This window comes from Prochlorococcus sp. G4PB16 (genome assembly GCF_059772465.1).
The window spans coordinates 725,607-746,448 of the sequence record NZ_CM186289.1; the positions used below are offsets into that span (position 1 = coordinate 725,607).

Annotated in this window: 21 protein-coding genes; 9 read left to right on the plus strand and 12 right to left on the minus strand. The window is 35.9% G+C overall.

Annotation, left to right across the window (positions count from 1 at the left end):
- Nucleotides 1-52 precede the first annotated feature (52 nt).
- Nucleotides 53-1,144 (minus strand): redox-regulated ATPase YchF, encoded by a 1,092-nt coding sequence (ychF, locus tag AC6EIZ_RS04470; protein WP_498512708.1) that lies wholly within the window; start codon nucleotides 1,142-1,144, stop codon nucleotides 53-55.
- Between the two features lie 164 nt (nucleotides 1,145-1,308).
- On the opposite strand from ychF, the gene AC6EIZ_RS04475 reads away from it, so the two are divergent.
- From AC6EIZ_RS04475 to cysS, 3 genes are read left to right on the plus strand one after another with little or no spacing between them, the layout of a single operon-like run.
- Nucleotides 1,309-2,382 (plus strand): efflux RND transporter periplasmic adaptor subunit, encoded by a 1,074-nt coding sequence (locus AC6EIZ_RS04475; protein ID WP_498512710.1) that lies wholly within the window; start codon nucleotides 1,309-1,311, stop codon nucleotides 2,380-2,382.
- A 25-nt stretch (nucleotides 2,383-2,407) separates the two neighbouring features.
- Nucleotides 2,408-5,368, plus strand: a complete 2,961-nt coding sequence (gene polA / locus AC6EIZ_RS04480) for a DNA polymerase I (RefSeq protein WP_498512712.1) — start codon at nucleotides 2,408-2,410, stop codon at nucleotides 5,366-5,368.
- Between the two features lie 43 nt (nucleotides 5,369-5,411).
- Entirely contained in the window at nucleotides 5,412-6,914 is a 1,503-nt protein-coding gene (cysS, locus tag AC6EIZ_RS04485) for a cysteine--tRNA ligase (RefSeq protein WP_498512713.1), read from the plus strand.
- On the opposite strand, the gene AC6EIZ_RS04490 is transcribed toward cysS, so the two are convergent.
- Nucleotides 6,911-8,236 (minus strand): sodium-dependent transporter, encoded by a 1,326-nt coding sequence (locus AC6EIZ_RS04490; protein ID WP_498512714.1) that lies wholly within the window; start codon nucleotides 8,234-8,236, stop codon nucleotides 6,911-6,913. The genes cysS and AC6EIZ_RS04490 overlap by 4 nt on opposite strands.
- A gap of 92 nt (nucleotides 8,237-8,328) precedes the next feature.
- Between AC6EIZ_RS04490 and AC6EIZ_RS04495 the strand changes: the two genes are divergently transcribed.
- A complete protein-coding gene (locus AC6EIZ_RS04495) occupies nucleotides 8,329-9,567 on the plus strand; it encodes a 1-deoxy-D-xylulose-5-phosphate reductoisomerase (RefSeq protein WP_498512716.1) in 1,239 nt (412 codons plus the stop codon).
- A gap of 1 nt (nucleotide 9,568) precedes the next feature.
- On the opposite strand, the gene AC6EIZ_RS04500 is transcribed toward AC6EIZ_RS04495, so the two are convergent.
- Genes AC6EIZ_RS04500 through AC6EIZ_RS04515 form a run of 4 tightly spaced genes read right to left on the minus strand, consistent with a single transcriptional unit; the run spans nucleotide 9,569 to nucleotide 13,539 of the window.
- Nucleotides 9,569-10,669, minus strand: a complete 1,101-nt coding sequence (locus AC6EIZ_RS04500; RefSeq protein ID WP_498512718.1) for an alpha/beta fold hydrolase — start codon at nucleotides 10,667-10,669, stop codon at nucleotides 9,569-9,571.
- Nucleotides 10,653-12,092 (minus strand): NAD(P)(+) transhydrogenase (Re/Si-specific) subunit beta, encoded by a 1,440-nt coding sequence (locus tag AC6EIZ_RS04505; RefSeq protein ID WP_498512720.1) that lies wholly within the window; start codon nucleotides 12,090-12,092, stop codon nucleotides 10,653-10,655. Before AC6EIZ_RS04505 ends, AC6EIZ_RS04500 begins: the two co-directional genes overlap by 17 nt.
- Before the next feature lie 11 nt (nucleotides 12,093-12,103).
- Nucleotides 12,104-12,397, minus strand: a complete 294-nt coding sequence (locus AC6EIZ_RS04510; RefSeq protein ID WP_498512722.1) for an NAD(P) transhydrogenase subunit alpha part 2 — start codon at nucleotides 12,395-12,397, stop codon at nucleotides 12,104-12,106.
- Entirely contained in the window at nucleotides 12,394-13,539 is a 1,146-nt protein-coding gene (locus AC6EIZ_RS04515) for a Re/Si-specific NAD(P)(+) transhydrogenase subunit alpha (RefSeq protein ID WP_498512724.1), read from the minus strand. Before AC6EIZ_RS04515 ends, AC6EIZ_RS04510 begins: the two co-directional genes overlap by 4 nt.
- 132 nt (nucleotides 13,540-13,671) lie before the next feature.
- On the opposite strand from AC6EIZ_RS04515, the gene AC6EIZ_RS04520 reads away from it, so the two are divergent.
- From AC6EIZ_RS04520 to trxB, 3 genes are all read left to right on the plus strand, one after another.
- Nucleotides 13,672-14,250, plus strand: a complete 579-nt coding sequence (locus AC6EIZ_RS04520) for an EF-1 guanine nucleotide exchange domain-containing protein (protein ID WP_498512726.1) — start codon at nucleotides 13,672-13,674, stop codon at nucleotides 14,248-14,250.
- A gap of 207 nt (nucleotides 14,251-14,457) precedes the next feature.
- A complete protein-coding gene (locus AC6EIZ_RS04525) occupies nucleotides 14,458-14,688 on the plus strand; it encodes a DUF8673 family protein (protein WP_269611312.1) in 231 nt (76 codons plus the stop codon).
- Nucleotides 14,689-14,789: 101 nt separating this feature from the next.
- Complete coding sequence (gene trxB, locus AC6EIZ_RS04530) at nucleotides 14,790-16,166, plus strand: thioredoxin-disulfide reductase (protein ID WP_498512729.1); 1,377 nt, start codon at nucleotides 14,790-14,792, stop codon at nucleotides 16,164-16,166.
- 4 nt (nucleotides 16,167-16,170) lie between these two features.
- On the opposite strand, the gene infA is transcribed toward trxB, so the two are convergent.
- The 4 genes from infA to petM all read right to left on the minus strand — a co-directional run bounded on the left by infA (nucleotide 16,171) and on the right by petM (nucleotide 17,900).
- Nucleotides 16,171-16,440 (minus strand): translation initiation factor IF-1, encoded by a 270-nt coding sequence (gene infA, locus AC6EIZ_RS04535; RefSeq protein ID WP_011294847.1) that lies wholly within the window; start codon nucleotides 16,438-16,440, stop codon nucleotides 16,171-16,173.
- Between the two features lie 76 nt (nucleotides 16,441-16,516).
- Nucleotides 16,517-16,732 carry a DUF8669 family protein gene (locus AC6EIZ_RS04540; RefSeq protein ID WP_011294848.1) on the minus strand — a complete coding sequence of 72 codons (216 nt, stop codon included), beginning with the start codon at nucleotides 16,730-16,732 and terminating at the stop codon, nucleotides 16,517-16,519.
- Between the two features lie 51 nt (nucleotides 16,733-16,783).
- Nucleotides 16,784-17,746, minus strand: a complete 963-nt coding sequence (locus AC6EIZ_RS04545) for an NAD(P)H-binding protein (protein WP_498513184.1) — start codon at nucleotides 17,744-17,746, stop codon at nucleotides 16,784-16,786.
- A gap of 55 nt (nucleotides 17,747-17,801) precedes the next feature.
- On the minus strand, nucleotides 17,802-17,900 hold the full coding sequence (petM, locus tag AC6EIZ_RS04550; RefSeq protein WP_498512731.1) for a cytochrome b6-f complex subunit PetM: 99 nt from the start codon (nucleotides 17,898-17,900) through the stop codon (nucleotides 17,802-17,804).
- Between the two features lie 140 nt (nucleotides 17,901-18,040).
- Here petM and AC6EIZ_RS04555 point away from each other — a divergent pair, with 140 nt between their 5' ends.
- Both AC6EIZ_RS04555 and ilvN read left to right on the plus strand, forming a co-directional pair.
- A complete protein-coding gene (locus AC6EIZ_RS04555) occupies nucleotides 18,041-19,012 on the plus strand; it encodes an alpha/beta fold hydrolase (protein ID WP_498512733.1) in 972 nt (323 codons plus the stop codon).
- Nucleotides 19,013-19,017: 5 nt separating this feature from the next.
- Complete coding sequence (gene ilvN / locus AC6EIZ_RS04560; RefSeq protein ID WP_498512735.1) at nucleotides 19,018-19,527, plus strand: acetolactate synthase small subunit; 510 nt, start codon at nucleotides 19,018-19,020, stop codon at nucleotides 19,525-19,527.
- A gap of 10 nt (nucleotides 19,528-19,537) precedes the next feature.
- Here the strand turns inward: ilvN and AC6EIZ_RS04565 are convergent, their stop codons facing one another.
- Both AC6EIZ_RS04565 and AC6EIZ_RS04570 read right to left on the minus strand, forming a co-directional pair.
- Nucleotides 19,538-20,257: a peptidylprolyl isomerase gene (locus AC6EIZ_RS04565; protein WP_498512737.1), complete on the minus strand. Its 720-nt coding sequence runs from the start codon at nucleotides 20,255-20,257 to the stop codon at nucleotides 19,538-19,540.
- Nucleotides 20,244-20,819: a photosystem I assembly protein Ycf4 gene (locus AC6EIZ_RS04570; protein WP_498512739.1), complete on the minus strand. Its 576-nt coding sequence runs from the start codon at nucleotides 20,817-20,819 to the stop codon at nucleotides 20,244-20,246. Before AC6EIZ_RS04570 ends, AC6EIZ_RS04565 begins: the two co-directional genes overlap by 14 nt.
- Between the last annotated feature and the right edge of the window lie 23 nt (nucleotides 20,820-20,842).

Consider the following 20,842-nt stretch of genomic DNA (forward strand, 5'->3'; position numbering starts at 1 on the left):
GTTAGAACAGCACCAATTCTAACCTTTGAGAACCCCTGCTACGACTGGACGCTTATACGTTGAATAAAAACTCCATAACGTCTCCTTCGTTCACTACATATTCTTTCCCTTCACTTCTTAACCAACCTTTGTTTCGAGCCTCAGAGAGAGAACCGGCTTCAAGTAGTTTTTCATATGAAATTGTTTGAGCTCGAATAAAACCTTTTTCAAAATCTGTATGGATGACCCCAGCTGCTTGAGGTGCTGTCATTCCATCAGAAATAGTCCAAGCTTTAGTTTCTTTTTCTCCAGTAGTGAAATAAGTGCTTAACCCCAACAATCGATATGTTGCTTTAATAAGACTAATTAAACCTCCCTCTTCAACGCCTAAACCATTTAAATAAGCATCTCTTTCTTCCTCTCCCAATTCAATCAACTCTGCCTCAACTTGGGCTGAGATCTTCACACACTCAGATCCCTGTTGCTTTGCCAGTGTATTTACTTTTTCTGAAAAGGGATTACCCTTCGCGAGTTCATCTTCCCCAAGATTAGTTGCATAAATAATTGGTTTTTCCGTTAATAAACCTAATGGTTTAATTAAATTTTTTTCTTCGTCAGTTAGTGAAACACTCCTAACTGCATTTTCATTCTCTAAAGCTTTGCTTAGTTTTTCCAACACATCATCTTCTAACTTTGCTTCCTTATTAGTACTTATTTGTTTTTTTAATCTAGTTCTACGTTTTTCTATCTGATTTAAATCAGATAATGCTAATTCTAAATTTATTATCTCAATATCTCTTGATGGGTCTACTGATCCAGAGACATGAATAACATCATCATCCTTAAAACACCTAATCACATGAACTATTGCATCCACCTCCCTTATATTTGCTAAAAATTTGTTACCCAGTCCCTCGCCTTTACTTGCACCCTTAACGAGACCAGCAATATCAACAAACTCCATTCTTGTTGGAATGATTTGCTTACTTTTACTGAGTTCACCAAGCAAATTCAAACGTTGATCTGGTACTGAAACAGAACCTACATTTGGTTCAATCGTACAAAAAGGGAAGTTTGCGGCTTGAGCTTGAGCATTCGCAACAAGAGCATTAAACAAGGTGGACTTTCCAACATTTGGGAGTCCAACAATTCCGGCCTTAAGCATTGAAATGGGTCTTTGAAAGACGCCAGCTGATTAATCTGACTAAATTAAACCCAATCGTCCCCTTTAACAGCGAAAATATAGTTATAAATCTCCAAAGGAAAGTTTTTAAGCTTTTTTGACATCATCAAAACCTCTAAAACTCTTGAGCAATTGATTTTCACAACATGATTTGGAAAAACTTCAAAAAGAAAAAAATTTTAAGCCTCATTGCACTTTCGGCATTAAGTGTTGGTGGAATTAGTTTTAAACTTTCACAAGAAAATGGATCTAATAAAGACATAACTGAATTTACTATTGCAGCGGAAAGCGGCAGCTTGCCGGGTTTGATAACTGCAAGTGGTGAATTAAAAGCAAATAAAAGCGTCAACGTAAGCCCAAAAAGACAAGGAATACTTGATGAAATTTTCGTAGAGGAAGGAGATCAAGTTAAGAAAGGAGATCTAATTGCAAAAATGGATTTTGGAGACTTGGAATTTAGAATTGACGAAATAAAAGCTAATTATGAAACTCAAAAAGCGAGTTACCTTAGAAGGAAGATGCTCTTTAATGCAGGTGCCATAAGTGCAGAGGAGTATGAAGAATATAAAAATAAGTTTTTAAGAAGCGAAGCTAAATTTAAACAAATAGAAGTCGAAGAGAATGAGACAAACATAAGAGCACCTTTTAGAGGAGTAATAACTAGCAGATACGCAGTCCCTGGGGCATTCGTAACTCCTACGACCTCCGCTTCTTCTTCAAGAGAGGGTGGAGCTACAAGTTCATCAATAGTCAAACTTTCTCAAGGTCTTGAAATAGTTGCGAAAGTTCCTGAAAGTGATATAGGAAGAATAAAAACTGGACAAGAAGCAAGTATTAGGGTAGATGCTTTTCCTGACAAGCGTTTTAAAGCAGTTGTTTCCAAAATCTCTCCAAGTGCAATCAAGAATAACAACGTAACTTCATTTGAAGTCACTTTGTTGTTGGGTAATAGGCCTTTAGATTTACGCCTTGGCATGACATCTGATATCAACTTTCAGACGGGGGCAACCAAAATCAGCACGATTATTCCAACAGTTGCAATTGTCACGGAAAAGGGGAAAACTGGTGTTCTAATAGTCGGCAATAACAATCAACCAGAATTTAAAAAAGTTGAATTAGGGACTAGTAGTGGTAGCAAGACTGCCATAATATCTGGATTAGAACCTGGAGACAAAGTTTTTATTGATCTTCCTCCTTGGGCTAAAAAAAGGAAAAGTTAATACACCAATCCCTCTCTGACTATTCATGGAAGTAATAAGAAAGCCAACTTTATTATTAATAGATGGCCACTCATTAGCTTTTAGAAGTTTTTATGCTTTTAGCAAAGGGGGGGAAGGAGGCCTTACGACAAAAGATGGTTTCCCTACAAGTGTTACCTATGGTTTTCTAAAAAGCCTTTTAGATAATTGCAAATCTCTCAAACCAAAAGGGATAACAATTGCTTTTGATACAGCTGAGCCAACATTTCGCCACAAAGAAGACCCAAACTACAAAGCGAATCGAGATGTCGCACCAGATATATTTTTTCAAGATTTAGATAAGCTTGAAGAGATTCTCAAAGAAAGCCTGAATCTCTCTATCTGCAAAGCCCCAGGCTATGAAGCGGATGATGTCTTAGGAACACTAGCCAACAATGCCGCTGAAAAAGGATGGAGTGTCAGAATTCTCTCTGGAGATAGAGACTTATTCCAATTAGTGGATGATGCAAGAGATATAGCAGTCTTGTACATGGGAGGAGGTCCCTACGCAAAAAGTGGAAACCCTAAACTTATTAGGGAAGAGGGCGTAAGGGAGAAACTTGGAGTCAATCCAAACAAGGTTATTGATCTGAAAGCCTTAACTGGTGATAGCTCAGATAATATTCCAGGAGTCAAAGGAGTTGGTCCAAAAACGGCTATAAATCTTTTAAACGAAAACAATGATCTCGATGGAGTTTATAAATCACTCCAAGAGCTAGAGAAAGAAGGAGAAAAAGCTAAACGAGGCGCCATAAAAGGAGCCGTAAGATTAAAGCTAAAAGCAGACAAAGATAATGCATATCTATCAAGAAAACTTGCAGAAATATTAATTAAAATTCCTATAAGTCAAAAAATAGAACATAACTTAGAAGGTATTAACGAATCAAAACTAACTGAAAGCCTGGAAAAACTTGAGTTACATAGTTTATTAAAACAAGTTTCAACTTTTAAAGCTCTATTTTCTAATGAAGGATTATCAGAGCAAGACAATAATCGCTCATCAGAAGAAATTAAGATCGTTAATAATAAGAGTGAGCATATTGAACTAACTAGGCTTAATGAAACAAAAGATATTCCTCAGATAGAGCCAAAGATTATCGATAATCTTGAAGAACTTAATAATTTTGTTGCACAAATAATGAAATATACTGATGCGACAAAACCAATAGCAATTGATACCGAAACAACCAATTTGAATCCTTTTAAAGCTGAACTTGTTGGCTTAGGATTTTGTTTTGGTGAATCATTAAAAGATATAGTTTACATACCAATAGGACATCAAAAGAAAGAAGCCGATTTAATAGAAATTAACCAAATAAATCAATTAAAGATTGAAGAAGTTATCTTTGCACTTCAGGATTGGTTCTCTAGCAATGAAAATCCTAAAACCCTACAGAATGCAAAATACGACAGACTGATTTTGCTAAGACACGGAATTATATTAAATGGAGTTGTAATTGATACTTTACTTGCAGATTATATATGTGATTCAACTCTTAAACATAGTTTAGATGAAATTGCTTATAGAGAATTTGGATTTAAGCCCAAAAGTTTTTCTGATGTTGTCAAAAAAGGAGAAGATTTCTCCTCTGTGGACATTAAGTCTGCGAGTATGTACTGTGGGATGGACGTTTATTTAACAAGAAAATTAGCAATCATTTATATTAATAGATTAACAGAAAAAAGTAAAAAATTAATAAACTTACTCAAAGAAGTTGAACAACCACTTGAGCAGGTTTTGGCGGAAATAGAATCTACAGGCATCATTATTGATATACCGTATTTAAAAGATTTATCTTTAGAGTTAACACAAAAATTAAATACTATTGAGGAGGAAGTTTATAAGATTGCAGGAAATGAATTTAACCTTTCATCACCTAAACAATTAGGTGAATTACTTTTTGAGAAACTTAATTTAGATAGGAAGAAGTCAAGAAAAACAAAAACAGGATGGAGTACAGATGCAGGTGTATTAGAAAAGCTGGAATCAGAGCATCCAATAGTAAAAATGATCATTGAACATCGCACTATAAGCAAATTGCTTAATACTTATGTAGATGCTTTGCCTCAGCTTATTGAAAAAGAAACGGGTAGAGTGCATACAGATTTCAATCAAGCCGTAACCGCTACTGGAAGATTAAGTAGCAGTAATCCAAATCTCCAAAATATCCCTGTCAGAACTGAATTTAGTAGACGAATAAGAAAAGCTTTTCTTCCGCAAAAAGATTGGAAACTTCTAAGCGCAGACTATTCACAAATTGAACTTCGTATACTCACACATCTATCAGGTGAAGAAGTACTAAAAAATGCTTATTTAAAAAATGAAGATGTCCACTCTTTAACAGCAAAAATTTTATTTGAAAAAGATGCCATTAACGCCGATGAAAGAAGAATAGGAAAAACAATAAATTTTGGGGTTATTTATGGTATGGGGGCTCAAAGGTTTGCAAGATCAACGGGCGTTTCATTAATAGAAGCAAAATATTTTTTAAATAAATTCAAAGAACGTTATCCAGCCGTTTTTAAATTTTTAGAATATCAAGAAAGACTTGCACTAAGCCAAGGGTTTGTTGAAACATTGCTAGGGAGAAGACGTTATTTTCATTTCAATAAAAATGGGCTTGGAAGACTAGTAGGAACTCCACCAAATGAAATTGATTTAACTACGGCCAGAAGAGCAGGAATGGAAGCACAACAATTAAGAGCCGCAGCAAACGCACCTATTCAAGGCTCAAGTGCAGACATAATTAAGCTAGCAATGATTCAATTGCATTCAGCTTTAAGAAAAACTGGATTGGCAGCGAAAATTCTACTTCAAGTGCATGATGAACTTGTGCTAGAAGTTAATCCCAAAGATTTGGAGGAAACAAAACTCTTAGTCCAAAACACGATGGAAAATGCTGTAAAACTTAGTGTCCCTCTTATAGTTGAAACTGGCGTTGGAGTAAATTGGATGGAGGCAAAATAGTTGCTAACAAATTCAATAATTTCTCACATTTTTATCTAAGAAATTGTCCCTAAAATTCACTAACACCTTATCCAAAAAGAAAGAGGATTTTATCTCTATAAATCCTAATCTTGTTAAAATATATTGTTGTGGTGTAACTGTTTATGATCTTTGTCATCTAGGACATGCAAGAAGTTATCTTAATTGGGATGTATTAAGACGGTTTTTAACTTGGAAAGGATTTGAAGTTAAGTTTGTACAAAACTTCACAGATATTGATGACAAAATTATTAATCGAGCAAATAAAGAAGGATGTTCTACTGATGAATTAAGTGAAAGAAATATTGATGAATTTCATAAAGATATGGATGCTCTTTCCATTCTTAGACCAAGCAGCATGCCAAGAGCGACAAAATGCCTCCATCAAATTATTAATTTCATAGAAGAATTAGAACAAAAAAAAGTAGCTTACTCATCAAATGGTGATGTTTATTTTTCAGTAGATAAACATAAACATTATGGGAAACTTAGTGGAAGAGAAATTGAGAATCAGATAGATAATGCAGCAGGGAGATTAAAAACAAATAAAAAAGAAAATAAAAAAAACTCGCTTGATTTTGCTCTCTGGAAAAAGTCTAAATCAGGTGAGGTTAGTTACTCTTCGCCTTGGGGGAACGGCAGACCAGGTTGGCATATTGAGTGTTCAGCAATGGTTAAACAAGAATTAGGAGAAAGTATTGATATTCACCTTGGTGGATCAGACCTGATATTTCCTCATCATGAGAATGAAATAGCTCAATCTGAAGCCTGTAATGGGAAAGAGTTAGCAAAATACTGGCTTCACAATGGAATGGTTAATGTAAGGGGTGAAAAGATGAGTAAATCACTAGGGAACTTTACAACCATTAGGTCTTTATTAAATGAAGGTGTTTCACCTATGACTTTGAGATTTTTTGTTTTACAAACTAATTACCGAAAGCCCCTAGATTTTACGGAAGAAGCGCTAAAAGCTGCTTCAAAAGGTTGGGAAAGATTAAATAATTGCCTGTCTTTTGGTTATATTTATAAAATCAAAGATCAATCTAAAAACGAGATAAACATAGATAAACCGATAAAGAGATCTACCAATATTAAACTTGATAAAGACTCATTTAAATTATTATCAGACTTTGAAGATTATATGGATGACGACCTAAATACATCTGGTGCTTTATCTATACTTTTTGAATTGTCTCAACCTATTAGAAAGTGCCTAAATTTATTAAACGGAAAAGATATCAATGAAGTTGACGAAGGTATTCTTAATCAGGTTTTTAATAAATGGGAACTACTCTCTGAGTTGGCAGGAGTTCTGGGCTTAAAAGTAGATTTAAATCAAGAGAAACCAAAAAACAATACTGAACTTAACACTAATAAAATTGAAGAACTTATCAAGAATAGATCCTTAGCCAAAGCTAATAAAGACTTTTTACTCGCTGATAAAATAAGAGCTGATTTGAAAAATATTGGAATTGATTTAATTGATAAACCTAGAGGGGTTACGGAATGGAAACAACTTTCAGATTAAGCAAATGTTTCTATTGTAGATAAGACTGTTAAATAAAGTCCTATAGCAATAACTGGTGGAGAAACCCAGCGCAGCATAAACTTTAGATACCTTCTAACTCTTAAATTAGCATTAGAATTTGCAAGATCCTCATCATAACGATTTGGAACAATCCAACCCAAAAGAATTGAGATTAGAAGACCGCCTAATATCAAGAGTGTATTACAGATAGCATCGGACTTGCCTAAAAAGTCTGTAGAAATAGCAGACGGTATTCCAAGCAAGAAGATCAATAATGTTGAAATCCAAACGGCCTTCTTCCTACTCCAATTTAGCCTGTCCATTAAAGAAGATACTGGTACTTCCATTAATGAAATAGAAGAAGTAATAGCAGCTATAAAGGCCAATCCAAAGAAAACGGCAGCAATCAATCTCCCAAACAATCCAAGATTTGCAAATCCAGTGGGAAGAGCAATAAATAAAGTACCAACAGTTGATTCACTGATAACATCTTTCAAACCAAAACTCATAACGACAGGGAATGTAATCAGACCGGCAAGTAAACCCACAGCAGTATCCAAAGTTGCGACTCTCAAAGCTTCTTTAGGAAGATGATTTTTACGGTTTAGATATGAAGAATAAGCAACCATAATTCCAATACCCAAACTTAAAGAAAAGAAAGCTTGTTTAAATGCATTACTTATTGTGGTTTTATCAAAAAGTTGAGATGAATCCCATTTTATTAAAAATGATGTATATCCTTCCCATGCCCCAGATAAAGTTGCAGCCCATATAGCTAACAACAAAAGGAGTCCAAATAAAAATGGCATTGCCCATTTTGTTAGTTTTTCTATACCTCCACGAACGCCTGCAATAACAACAAAAGCAGTTAACAATAGGCTGATTATTTGACCAACAAATACACTATTACCACTGCTAATTTTACCAAAAAATTCTCCCGCCTCAGTCATATCTGAGGGTAGGCCAATAAATAAGGAATGGAAGAAAGTGTCAATTGTCCATCCCATTATCACTGCGTAATAAGAAAGAATTCCACAAGAAGCAATTGCAAATAACCAACCTAGAGGCTTCCAATTCTCTCCAGCAGCTTTGATTGGAGCAAGGAAAGGACTACTTGAAGTGCTTCTCCCCAAGACCATCTCTGCAACTAAAACAGGTAGGCAAACAACTAAAACAACCAATACATAAAGGATAAGAAAAGCAAGTCCACCGCCTTGAGATGACCTATAAGCAAAGCCCCAAAGATTTCCAAGGCCTACTGCACTACCGGCCGCGGCGAGTGCGAATCCCAGTCCTGATCTCCATTGTTCCCTTTCTTGCATAATAAATCTCTATTAAAATCCAGAAGAAACTGGTAAATTTATAACTGGGTTATACCTTTAAATGGGAGACTGGTCATACTTGACTTCACAATGTGAAAGCCATAAGCGTTTTAGGCTCAACAGGATCTATTGGAACTCAAACCCTTCAAATTGCAGAAGAGTTTCCTGATCAATTCAAAATTGTTGCACTAACAGCAGGAAAGAATCTTGATTTAGTAATCAAACAAATTAAAACTCATCAACCTGAAGTAGTTTCTCTAGCCGATGAGTCTCTTTTGCCAGAACTGTCTAGGAGAATAAATAGTCTCAAAGAAGATTCAAAAATATTCAAAAAGCCCTTATTGATGGCGGGAGCCGAAGGACTTGATACTGCAGCAGCTTGGGAAAGTTCAGATCTTGTTGTAACTGGAATAGTTGGCTGTGCTGGCCTCCTACCAACACTTGCAGCTATTGAAGCAGGAAAGGACCTAGCTCTAGCAAATAAAGAAACTTTAATTGCAGCAGGACCAGTTGTCATTCCTGCTTTAAAAAAAAGTGGAAGTAGGCTCTTGCCTGCGGATTCTGAACACTCAGCGATATTTCAATGTCTCCAAGGAACGCCATGGGCTGACAATGCAAGACTCTCAACAGGAGTGCCTACTCCAGGATTTAAATCCATTCAATTAACTGCATCAGGAGGAGCTTTTAGAGATTGGAAAGCAGAAGATTTAGTGAAAGCAACTGTCGAGGACGCGACTAGCCATCCTAATTGGAGCATGGGAAAGAAAATAACTGTAGATTCTGCAACCCTTATGAATAAGGGACTTGAAGTAATTGAAGCGCATTATCTTTTTGGTCTTTCATATGGCCAAATCGAAATCATTATCCATCCACAAAGCATTATTCACTCGATGGTTGAATTGGATGATTCATCAGTTTTAGCTCAATTGGGATGGCCAGATATGAAGCTCCCTATTTTGTATTGTTTAAGTTGGCCTGGTCGACTTAAAACACCTTGGCCAAGATTAAAGCTTACTGAAATAGGCAATTTAACTTTTAAAGAACCAGATACCAAAAAATATCCATGTATGGAACTTGCTTACAGCGCAGGAAAATCAGGGGGCACAATGCCAGCCGTGCTTAATGCTGCTAATGAAAAAGCAGTAGAACTATTTCTAGAAGAAAAGTTTAAATTTATCGATATTCCAAAAGTAATTGAGGCGATTTGCGAGAAACACAAATGTGACCTAAATCTAAATCCAAGCCTCAGTGAAATTCTTGAAATTGACAGCTGGGCCAGAGAAGAAGTATTAGATTATTCAAAAAAAAATATTACAAAAATTCAGTTTTAGATTAAATAGTTTTCAAAGATAAAAACCATTTAGAAACAACTTGATCCCCCCAACAACCTTGAACCCCATGAAATCCATTGTGGCCCCCTTTATCAGTAAAAATAAATTGATTAGCTATTTGATTATTAGAAAATTTCATTTTTTCCATTAGTTTTTCAGCAGCTAAAAAAGGCACCCAAGGATCATCTTTGGATTGAATAAATAATGTTTTGGGAAGAGATTTTTTATTTTCTATAAGAGAGAAGAAAGGAGATGCTTTTGCATAATATTCTCCAACATCTTTATATCCCCACCTTGGAGCAGTTATCAAATCATCAAAAGATCTAATATCATTTATTTTTCTTTCTTTATCCTTTCTATTTATTAACAATGCATTCTTTTCCCTTTCTTCTATCCCAAAAGGATCTTCTAAAGTTTGCCTAATTAAACGATTTAACAACCATTTTTGATAAATAAAATTTCTTGGTCTTTCAATAGAAGAACTACATTCATTCAAATCCAAAGGACTACTTATACATACCAATCCATCTAATAAAGACTCATCACACATGCAAGCATTTAAAAGAATAGTTCCACCCAAAGAGATCCCAGCTCCAAAGACAGGAATATTTTTTGAAGATTGATAGTCTTCAGTTAATTGATATGAAATCTCTCTGGCACGCCTTAATACAGGAATCAAATCACTATTGCATTCAGCAGCATAGGTACCATCAACAAAATCCCTACAAGGATCTGAACCTCTCAGATTAAGCTTCAAAACAGCGAAATTTGATTGCACCAAAGCACTCGCCATTCTGGTCAAACCTCTTCTGCGAGTTGAGCCACCAAGACCATGCAGAAGTAGAACTAAACCATTAATGCTCGATACACTTGATGGCTTATCCAAGTAGGCAACCAAGAAGCCTCCTCCTGTCTTTCTGCTTTTGAGAGGTGGGACCTTTATACGAATTTCAGACGAATAGGCATCAGGCAATTCATCTGATGCAAAGGTATCTCTTAGTGTCTGAAGATCAGGACCGATCCATGGGAGACGCTCTTTAAAAGGTCTTATTCCTAAATCTGAAAGTAAATCTTCTTTTTTTAAATTATCCTTTACTCCCAACTCCAAGCTCCTTTAATTCCAATAAAAGATCTCCAAGAACCTTTTTTGCATCTCCAAAGACCATAGAGGTATTTTGCAAATCAAAAAGGTCATTTTTTATTCCTGAATATCCAGCACTCATTCCTCTCTTAACAACAAAAACAGTTCTAGCTTCTTGAACATCTAAAACTGGCATTCCATACAAAGGTGAAGTCTGATCATTCTTGGCCTGAGGGTTAACCACATCATTGGCTCCTAAAACTAATACAACATCCGTCGCGGGAAATTCAGGATTGATTACATCCATTTCTTTTAATTGCTCATAAGGAACATCTGCTTCGGCCAAGAGAACATTCATATGGCCAGGCATTCTTCCTGCAACAGGATGAATAGCATATGTGACTTCTATGTCGGCGTTTTCTAAAACTCTGGTGACCTCTCTTAGTGTGTGCTGAGCCTGAGCTACAGCAAGACCATAACCAGGAACAATCACAACTCTCTCTGCCGCCTCAAGAGTAAGCGCACATTCTTCTGGGCTGCAACTAGTAATATTTGTATATTCTCCCCCTCCACCTCCTGAAGTAACAGAACTAGCTCCAAGTGCACCCCCAAACAATACAGAAACTAAAGATCTGTTCATGCCATCACACATCACTTGAGTAAGTATTAATCCAGCAGCTCCAACCATTGCACCGGCGACAATCAAAAGTTGACTACCGACAACAAATCCTGCTGCTGCTGCTGCAACTCCTGAGTAGCTATTTAGCAATGATATAACTACTGGCATATCGGCTCCTCCAATAGGAAGAGTCACTCCAATACCCAGCAAAGATGAAGCAATTACGATAAGAAAAAGACCATTTTGTCCATCGATTGAAAGATAGATTCCACCTATCAAAGAAATAACAGCACAAAGAATATTGAAGAAATGCCTAGCTTTGCTTTGGGTCCAAGAAGGTGTAGAAAGCCAACCTTGAAGCTTAGCCATTGCCACAATTGATCCAGAGAATGTAATGGCTCCAACAAAAAGAGAAACGACAATTGAGAGGTTTCTAATAAGTTCACCGACTACACCATCTGAGCCTTCTGTCGAAGGGAACAAAGCCACACCAAGTGCCACCAATAGCGATGACATTCCTCCACAACCGTTAAACAAAGCTACTATCTCAGGCATCGCAGTCATTGGAACCCTTTTAGCAGTTAAGGCACCTAAAAGGCCTCCAATTAAAGTTCCACAAATTATCCAAATCCAAGAGTTAATAGAAATGCCTATGGTTCCTTGAGAGTTAAGCAATACTCCAAAAGCAGCCAATATCATTGCAATGGCGGCAAGCCTATTCGCCTCTCTTGCTGATCTAACTTTTGAAAGGCCTTTGATACCTAAAGCAAGCAATAAAACTGCCAGAAGATCAATAGCAAACTTAATGGGTGCAATAAAAGTCATAAGAGATAATCCTATTTACGAGTTTTGTTACGACTAAACATTGCAAGCATCCTGTCTGTAACAAGGAAGCCACCAATCACATTAAACAAAGCAAATCCAAGAGATATTGATCCAATTATTAGTAAAGGTAAATTGTCTCCAGATTTTATTATTAAAGTTAAAGCCGCAAGCATCGTGATGCCTGAAATTGCATTAGCCCCACTCATTAGTGGAGTGTGCAAAGTTGGAGGGACTTTTCCTATAAGCTCTAATCCCAAAAGGCTTCCAAGGAGAAGCACCCAAAGAGCTTCACTAAAAAAACTCATGACCTAGTTCCTCCATTTTCTATAATCTCTGATTTGAGTATTACTCCATCCTTACTAATCAAAGAACCAGCAATAAGCTCATCATCGTTATCAATTAAAAACTTACCCTCTTTAAACATTGGTTGAAGAAGAGACAATAAATTTCTCGAATATAAAGAACTTGCATGATTTGGTATTGAGCAAGGGAGATTAGAAGCACCCACAATCTTCACCCCTTTTCTAACAATAGTTTGTCCTGGTTTTGAACATGCACAATTACCACCACTAAGAACAGCAAGATCAACCACTACCGAACCAGGACGCATATCATCCAACATATTTTCATCAATAAGTTTGGGAGCTTTTTTACCAGGAACCTGAGCAGTGCAAATTGCCACGTCAGCTTCAGATAATTGAATTGCCAATTCTTTTCTTTGTGCAATCAGAAATTCATCAGAAACTTGTTTTGCATATCCACCCGACTCTGATGGAGTTTCATCAGTCTTTGGAAGCTCAATAAATCTTGCTCCTAGTGATTCAACTTGCTCCTTCACTGCCTCTCGAATATCACTCACATAAACCACAGCACCTAGTCTTTTTGCAGTTGCAATAGCTTGAAGGCCGGCCACCCCTGCACCCAAAACAACAACTTTTGAAGGCTGAATAGTACCAGCAGCAGTCATTAACATTGGAAAATATCGATCAAGAGCACTAGCAGCTAAAAGTACAGATTTATATCCAGCTATATTTGCTTGGGAAGATAAAGCATCTGATGATTGAGCTCTGCTAATTCTCGGAAGCAACTCCAAAGATATTGCAGAAATTTTCTGGGATTTTAATGTTTCGGCTAATTTTTTATTCCCATAAGGATCCAACAAGCCGACAAGGAATGAGCCACATTTCAAATATGAAAGGAATTTTTCTTCAGGGGGTTGAACGCAGAGAACGATATCAACTAATTTTTTTACATCATTATTTTCCTTTTCAACTAATTCAGCCCCAGCCTTCACATAATAATTATCTAGAAAGCCAGCGGCCTCTCCTGCACCTTTTTCAAAAAAAACTTTACAGCCCAAATCCAAAAACTTTTTAACCGTCTCTGGAGTAGCAGAAACGCGTGTTTCCCCTAAAGCTGATTCGCAGGGAATTAAGAAACTAACCAAAGTAAAAATAATTATCCTTCTTCAGATTAGGAGAGGAAAGGTTTGAAAACCACCATTTTTAGTTAAGAAAGGTTTTCCTAATAGTTTTCCTTGGCTATGAAGGAAATGAGAAAATGTTATCGATCAAGAAAAATGAGCCTCACCGCGATCGAATGTCCTGATGGTGTTTGTCATAGCCATCACGGTGGGCATGCTGTTCCGAGAACAGCCATGCAAAAAAATCTGCAAAGTCATGGGAAAGAGTGGTGTGAGCGATTAGCTGAACGGATTTACGAAATGTCTGTTGACACTTTTTCTCAAACAGTGATGCCAAGCCTTCATTCTTCTGGTTGGCAGAGGAAACATCTCGATTGGGAATTCAAACTGGCAAACAAAGAATCTGAACCAGACGAAGCTTTGGTTGAAGGTATCATCAACGCGACTGAAAGTTTTTTAAGAAGCAGCGAGGTACATCGACTATTTATTCAAGAACTTGTGCAAGGCACATTTGCAGAGGCTAAAGATAATAAATTACCATCTAAAGCTGTTAGAAAAGTAATAGAGAATGAAATAATTGTAATGATTGAAGGAAAAAAAGAAGAATTAACGAATAAGATTGCAAAAGCCTTGGAAGAAGAAGCTAATGGTGATCTTGAATTAGCTAAAAATGCTGCAATTGAGGGTATAAATGATGTTGAAAAACTATTAATCAATCATACAGAAGCAGTTTAACTTATTAGCCATTAAATATTTAAAGAATCATATAAACTACCTATCAATATATCCTTTACCCAAAAATTACACTCGTAATTCCAAATATTAAGCAAATCTTAAATCTTAAGCGATAATTTCTTTTTCCAGACAAAACGCAAATTTGTGCCAAAAAACACAAGTTAATCTACCAATGGCATGTCAAGGTGTGGTCGTTGGAGATTAATTATGAATGCTTCTTTCAACAAAAGAATAAGTATCGCAAGCTGTTGGGCAGCAAGCAGAATAGCTTTACTTGATAGCGTGGAAAGATATGAAGATAGTTATGCTATCAATCAGGAATTCTGTGAATGGATTACATGTGTCAATACTTATCCTGAGGGCGTAAAAGCCTCAACCTTACAAGTTCCTAATTTTCAAAAAGAAAATTTTGACGCTGATGAACTTTTAGAGCTTTGATTTTCAATAAATTTGAGATTTAAAACTAATCCTTTTTATGCTTTAGATTCACTTTAAAGATTTTTTCTTATATCGTGTAAGTCAGTTTGATTTGGTATGGCATGCCAGCCGAGAAAAAAGAATTAAAAACTGAAAATTTAGTAATTGTAGGATCAGGACCCGCTGGATTTACCGCTGCTATTTATGCGGCAAGAGCGAATCTTCAGCCTTTGCTTATTACTGGTTTTGAAAAAGGTGGAATCCCTGGCGGTCAATTAATGACGACAACATTTGTAGAGAATTTCCCAGGTTTTCCTAATGGAGTTCAAGGACCAGAATTAATGGATTTAATCAAAGCTCAAGCTGTTAGATGGGGGACAAAATTAATTGAAGAAGATGCCATATCAATTGATTTAAGCAAAAGACCCTTTTCTATTGTCACTTCCACTCAAAATATTAAATCAAACTCGTTAATCATCTCCACTGGAGCAAGCGCCAATCGTCTGGGTCTTAAAAACGAGAAGTCATTCTGGAGCAAAGGTATTAGTGCCTGTGCAATTTGCGATGGGGCAACTCCCCAATTTAGAAACGAAGAATTAGCAGTAGTTGGAGGAGGGGACTCAGCATGTGAAGAAGCTGAATATCTAACTAAATACGGCAGCCATGTACATTTATTAGTCAGATCAAAAAAGTTAAAGGCCTCTGCGGCAATGGCAGATCGAGTAGAAGCAAACTCCAATATTACTATTCACTGGGAGACTGAGCTTTTAGATGTTTTAGGTGATGACTGGCTGGAGAAATTAAAAGTTAAACGAAAAAATACAAATCAGGAAGATGAAATTTCAGCAAAAGGCCTTTTCTATGCAATTGGACATACTCCCAATACGTCTCTGTTCAAAAATCAGTTAAGTACAGATTCAAAAGGTTACTTACTAACAGAACCTGGGAGACCAGAAACTTCTTTGGAAGGTGTTTACGCCGCCGGAGATGTTGCTGATTCGGAATGGCGTCAAGGTGTTACCGCTGCAGGCAGTGGTTGCAAGGCAGCCCTAGCCGCCGAAAGATGGCTATCAGATAATAAACTAGCAACTCTCATCAAACGAGATGAATTAGAGCCATCAAAGACTGAGACAAAAAATACTTTAGAAGTTAGTAACGAGGAAAATTTCGATCCCGAAAAAACTTGGCAAAAAGGAAGTTATGCCCTTAGAAAGTTGTACCATGAGACCCGAAAACCTCTTTTTGTAATATATACATCTAGTAATTGCGGACCTTGCCACATACTCAAGCCCCAACTTTACAGAGTTCTTAACGAATCGAAGGGGAAAGCGATTGGTGTTGAGATTGATATTGAAAATGACCAAGATATTGCCATACAAGCGGAAGTAAGCGGAACTCCCACGGTGCATCTTTTCAAAAATAAGGAATTAAAAAAACAATGGAAAGGTGTTAAAGCAAGAAGTGAATATAAATCCGCATTAGATGAACTAGTGGATTAGCGAATTATCTTTTCCTTGGCCCTCCTGGTCTATTGCCACCTTGTCTTCCTCCTCCAGGACCTACGTTTCTTTCTCTATATGTAATACGACCTCTTGTTAAATCATAGGGACTTATTTCAACAAGAACTTTATCTCCTGCGAGCAATTTTATTCTAAATTTTGTCAATTTCCCTGCAGCCCTACACAAGCATTGATGACCAGCAGGCTGTTCAAGAGTTACAAGATAAAATCCATTTCCTTGCTCTTTTTCAATCACGCCGGATGTTTCAATCATGTGTTTTTTTTTGCATCACTAATTAACTAAAATGATTGTATTCTAAAACGTCTTTAATTAACCAATAAATGTATATTTAACTAAAAATGTCTTGCAACTCTCGAGCAGTTTGAAATTGTCCATAATAATAATTCGCGGAAGCTCTCAAACCAGCATCGGCCAAACCATCAAAAGCTTCAAATCCAATACTTTTCCATAATTCATTACCACACAACTTATCTAGTTCTGAAGAAGCTTCTTTAGATAGATTCTCGAGTCTTCTATTAAGGTTTTTAATTTGACTAATTGACATCAGCAGGGAATTTTCTTCAATAGTACAACCGAACTATATTTTTGCAATAGTTCAGATTGGGAATTTCTTTTTCTCTTCCATATCAAGATCAACACCAATATCTTTAAGCCTTTTCAATATGACCCCGTAATACTCTTTTATATAACCCTCCATTGTCGTTGAATCAGCTTGGTTCAAGCCAAAAGCATCATAAGTATCGTCCATGGGTGCATCCAATTTGCCTCCACTACCGCTCAATTCAGAGAAAGAAAGCCTCTCGGCTACATTTAACGTTGGTTCGAAAAACGATACAACTGATTGGGCAACGGAAATTATTGTTGGAGAAACTTTTAGTACTCTTGCTCTTTTTTCACTAAACTTTTCACATAGATCAACTAATTCTTTAGCACTCCAAGCTTTAGGTCCAACGATCGGAAATCTTCCTTTTATGGTTTGAGGCCTATTTAACGCTGCTACGGCAAATCGAGCTATGTCCTGGGTATTCATATAAGCAATATCAGTGGGAGTTGCACTTATCCAAACTGGTTCATTATTCAATATGGGAATAGCAAATTGACCAATTACCCCTTGCATAAAAGCAACACCTTGCAAGATGGTGTAATCCAAAGATGAATTTACAAGTAATTCTTCAGTGCAATATTTAATATCCATTAAAGGAATTTTTCTATACTTTTCTGCACCTAATAAAGATAAAAATACTACCCTTTTTACATTTTTTTCTTCACAAGCATTGTATAGATTTAATTTTCCATCCCAATCTATTTCGTAAACGCTTCGAGGATCATCAGGTCGGCTCGTAGCTGCATCAATTACAGCGTCAACCCCGTCAAGCGCATACTCAATATCTTCTTTATTTAGCAAATTGCCACGAGTTAACTCACAACCCCACTCCTGAAGGAATGAAGCCGATTTTGGCTTTCTAACCATGCAACGCACTTTATGCCCTGCATCTATGGCGTTTTTGGCTATTTGGCGACCAAGAGTTCCTGTGCCACCAATCACCAGAACTTGCATAGTTGAATTCATTACAAGAATGGAGCCTAAATGGGCAAACTATGGATTGTGGAAATTAATCACCTTGAAATTTCAAAAGTAGGACTCCTCCTAAAAGCCCAACGGGAATTAAAACCCAAAAGACTGCAGCGATTCCAAAAATTTCTGATGCCATTCAGATAATTTAACTCATTTACCATTAAAACCTAAAGCCCTGACATTCAGATAACAATCGAAACGCATGAGTAAATTTTTAAAATAAACTTAAAATGAACTCAAAACGGTTCCGATACAAAGTTAAAGTTTTAGAACTAAATGCAGCCAAATATTTTTACTAAAGACTCTTTCATTGGATCCCCTGATTGGGGCGAGTCTAAAAATTGGAACTACAAAGATCTTAAAGTTCACTTTAGAGTGACTGGAGAGGAATCAAATCCTCCCATTGTTCTAATTCATGGATTTGGAGCTAGCAGTGATCACTGGAGAAACAATGCAGAAGTTTTTGCATCAGCAGGTTTTAGGATTTATGGAATAGATTTAATAGGTTTTGGAAAATCGGAGCAAAATTTCAAAGGCAAAATAAAGAATTTAGATAACCAATTTTGGGCAAATCAATTAGCTGCTTTTCTTGATGATATTGTAGACATAAAAAAAAATGGAAAAGTTATCTTAATTGGGAATTCTTTAGGTGCTTTAACAGCAATAACTACCCTCTTGCAAAGACCAGAATTAATAAAAACAATAATTGCTGCTCCACTACCAGAGCCAGTTTTAATAAATCCAATTAAACTTTCATTTCCAAGTTGGCTTATAAAAGTTAAAAGTTTTTTGATAAAACTTTTTTTCCATTTATTTCCACTTAAGAGCTTAGTAAATTTAATATCAAAGACAAAATTAATTACTTTCGCTCTCCAAAGCGCTTATTTTCGATCAATCTCAAATGACAAGTTATTAAAAAGAATAGTTACAGTACCCGCAAGGAGAGTCAATGCCTTCAAAGCTCTTAGATCCATGTGTATTGGAATGAGCAATAGATCAAACGCTTCAAAAGGTCCATTTATTATTGAAAAGATTAAAAATCTGCCAAATCGTCCACCAATTTTATTAATTTGGGGAGAGCAAGATAAATTGATACCTATATTTTTAGCAAAAAAACTAATAAAGCTCCATCCTTGGCTTAAATTAAGAGTAATTAATGAAGCAGGTCATTGTATCCACGATGAGTTACCGATGCATTTCAATCAAATTGTTCTGAAATGGCTGAAGAACTTAAAAACTTCTAAGTAAAAAATATGAAGCACACACTTTCAGTTTTAGTTGAAGATGAGTCCGGAGCACTAAGCAGGATTGCAGGACTTTTTGCACGAAGAGGCTTTAATATTGATAGTTTGGCTGTTGGCCCTGCAGAATCCAAAGGAATATCAAGATTAACAATGGTCGTTCAAGGGGACGACTCAACACTGCAACAAATGACAAAACAACTAAATAAATTAATAAATGTTTTAGATGTTCTCGATTTAACAACTTTACCCGCTGTAGAAAGAGAGTTAATGCTCTTAAAAGTCTCGGCATCATCAGAAAACAGAGGAAAAATTTTAGATCTTGTTCAAGTTTTCAGAGCAAAAGTTGTAGATGTTTCTGATAATGCTCTCACACTTGAAGTTGTTGGCGATCCAGGTAAACTTGTTGCTCTAGAAAACTTATTGAAACCTTATGGAATTTTAGAAATTGCTAGGACTGGAAAAGTTGCCCTTAAGAGAGCCTCAGGAGTAAACACAGAAATGTTGAAATCTAAAAAATAATATTTTTCCTTCAAGAATCGATTCTTTTCGCTTTAATTATAAAATCTTCTTCCTCAATTTTATCAACTACATCCATACCACTAATAACTTTTCCAAAGACAGCAAACCTTCCATCAAGTTCTGGTAAAGACTTTAGTAAAATATAAAACTGCAAACTTGCTGAATTAACTGGTTTAGATCTTGCCATAGATAAATATGATCTTTTATGCTTAAGTTCAATATTATTTATTTGACTAATCAAATCAATTTTTTTTCCATATGTTGGCAAATTATTTGTTTTTAGTTTTATTTCTAAAGGAATAGATCTTATTTTTTCTTTTTTATTATCTATAAAATTATTTTTATTTTTTATTAAACTATTTGCTCCCCCTCTAATTATATAAGGGTAAGGTGTATTAATAACTCTGTTGAAAATTGTCTTATCATATGCACCTTTCTCAACAAAATATATAAAGTTTCCAACAGTCAATGGGGCTAATTTTCCATAAAGCTCTATCTTTATCTTACCTTTATTGGTAATCAATAAGACATATTCTTTCGATGGTAAACAGGCACGACTTGTGGAAGAGCATATATTTATCTCTTCGTTTTTCTTTATTCTTGAGCATCCAGAGAGAGAAATTAAATTAACAAATAAATAGATATAAAGTGGTAGAAAAAATCTATTAGAGAAAGTTATATTTTTAAAAATTTTTGTAATCTTATTATTCTTCTTTTTAAATTCCTTCAAGGTTAACCTCTAAAAATCTAGCAATTTCAGCACCTTCATTCTCTAAATCCAATAATGGCTTAGGAGCTCCAACTCTAGATATTGGCAAATCCTTCCTACCTTTGATTCTCAAAGATACCCTTCTTAATGGGTTAAATCCTTCTCTAACTTCTAACTTCACAGCTTTAATCTCATCAATGGGAATTTCTATCTCTATATTTTTTAGTAAACCTCTTCTAGATAAAGACAAGACACCTTTGTTTTTATCAAATCTATTAACACCAGAACCATAATCAATACTTATAAGTCTCCAGAAGTAAAGAGCTAACAAGAAAGCCACAACGCCATATAAACCCATAACCAAGCCTTGAGGAACAAAAATCAGAGTAGAGGGGTTTCCTAATGGTAAAAAATCTCTTCCAAAATAACTAGACAATGAAGCCAACAAAAATCCGACACCACCAATACTGAGCATCGATGCAACCAAATAGTTCGAAACCTTACGCGAACCTTTAATTTTCTGTTCTAGAACCAAATCAGATAACTCTTTTTCTGATTGGCTTAACTTTGATTCAGTTGACATAAGCTCATGAAATAGGGAAGGAC

What these genes read in the sequence shown, in the direction of transcription:
- AC6EIZ_RS04490 (WP_498512714.1), bottom strand. Translation starts at nt 8,236, where the DNA reads ATGCAAGAAAGGGAACAATGGAGATCAGGACTGGGATTCGCACTCGCC.
- AC6EIZ_RS04475 (WP_498512710.1), top strand. Translation starts at nt 1,309, where the DNA reads ATGATTTGGAAAAACTTCAAAAAGAAAAAAATTTTAAGCCTCATTGCA.
- AC6EIZ_RS04510 (WP_498512722.1), bottom strand. Translation starts at nt 12,397, where the DNA reads ATGAGTTTTTTTAGTGAAGCTCTTTGGGTGCTTCTCCTTGGAAGCCTT.
- polA (WP_498512712.1), top strand. Translation starts at nt 2,408, where the DNA reads ATGGAAGTAATAAGAAAGCCAACTTTATTATTAATAGATGGCCACTCA.
- AC6EIZ_RS04555 (WP_498512733.1), top strand. Translation starts at nt 18,041, where the DNA reads ATGCAGCCAAATATTTTTACTAAAGACTCTTTCATTGGATCCCCTGAT.
- AC6EIZ_RS04570 (WP_498512739.1), bottom strand. Translation starts at nt 20,819, where the DNA reads ATGTCAACTGAATCAAAGTTAAGCCAATCAGAAAAAGAGTTATCTGAT.
- ychF (WP_498512708.1), bottom strand. Translation starts at nt 1,144, where the DNA reads ATGCTTAAGGCCGGAATTGTTGGACTCCCAAATGTTGGAAAGTCCACC.
- AC6EIZ_RS04545 (WP_498513184.1), bottom strand. Translation starts at nt 17,746, where the DNA reads ATGCAAGTTCTGGTGATTGGTGGCACAGGAACTCTTGGTCGCCAAATA.
- infA (WP_011294847.1), bottom strand. Translation starts at nt 16,440, where the DNA reads ATGATTGAAACATCCGGCGTGATTGAAAAAGAGCAAGGAAATGGATTT.
- petM (WP_498512731.1), bottom strand. Translation starts at nt 17,900, where the DNA reads ATGGCATCAGAAATTTTTGGAATCGCTGCAGTCTTTTGGGTTTTAATT.
- ilvN (WP_498512735.1), top strand. Translation starts at nt 19,018, where the DNA reads ATGAAGCACACACTTTCAGTTTTAGTTGAAGATGAGTCCGGAGCACTA.
- AC6EIZ_RS04540 (WP_011294848.1), bottom strand. Translation starts at nt 16,732, where the DNA reads ATGTCAATTAGTCAAATTAAAAACCTTAATAGAAGACTCGAGAATCTA.
- AC6EIZ_RS04525 (WP_269611312.1), top strand. Translation starts at nt 14,458, where the DNA reads ATGAATGCTTCTTTCAACAAAAGAATAAGTATCGCAAGCTGTTGGGCA.
- AC6EIZ_RS04505 (WP_498512720.1), bottom strand. Translation starts at nt 12,092, where the DNA reads ATGACTTTTATTGCACCCATTAAGTTTGCTATTGATCTTCTGGCAGTT.
- trxB (WP_498512729.1), top strand. Translation starts at nt 14,790, where the DNA reads ATGCCAGCCGAGAAAAAAGAATTAAAAACTGAAAATTTAGTAATTGTA.
- AC6EIZ_RS04520 (WP_498512726.1), top strand. Translation starts at nt 13,672, where the DNA reads ATGAGCCTCACCGCGATCGAATGTCCTGATGGTGTTTGTCATAGCCAT.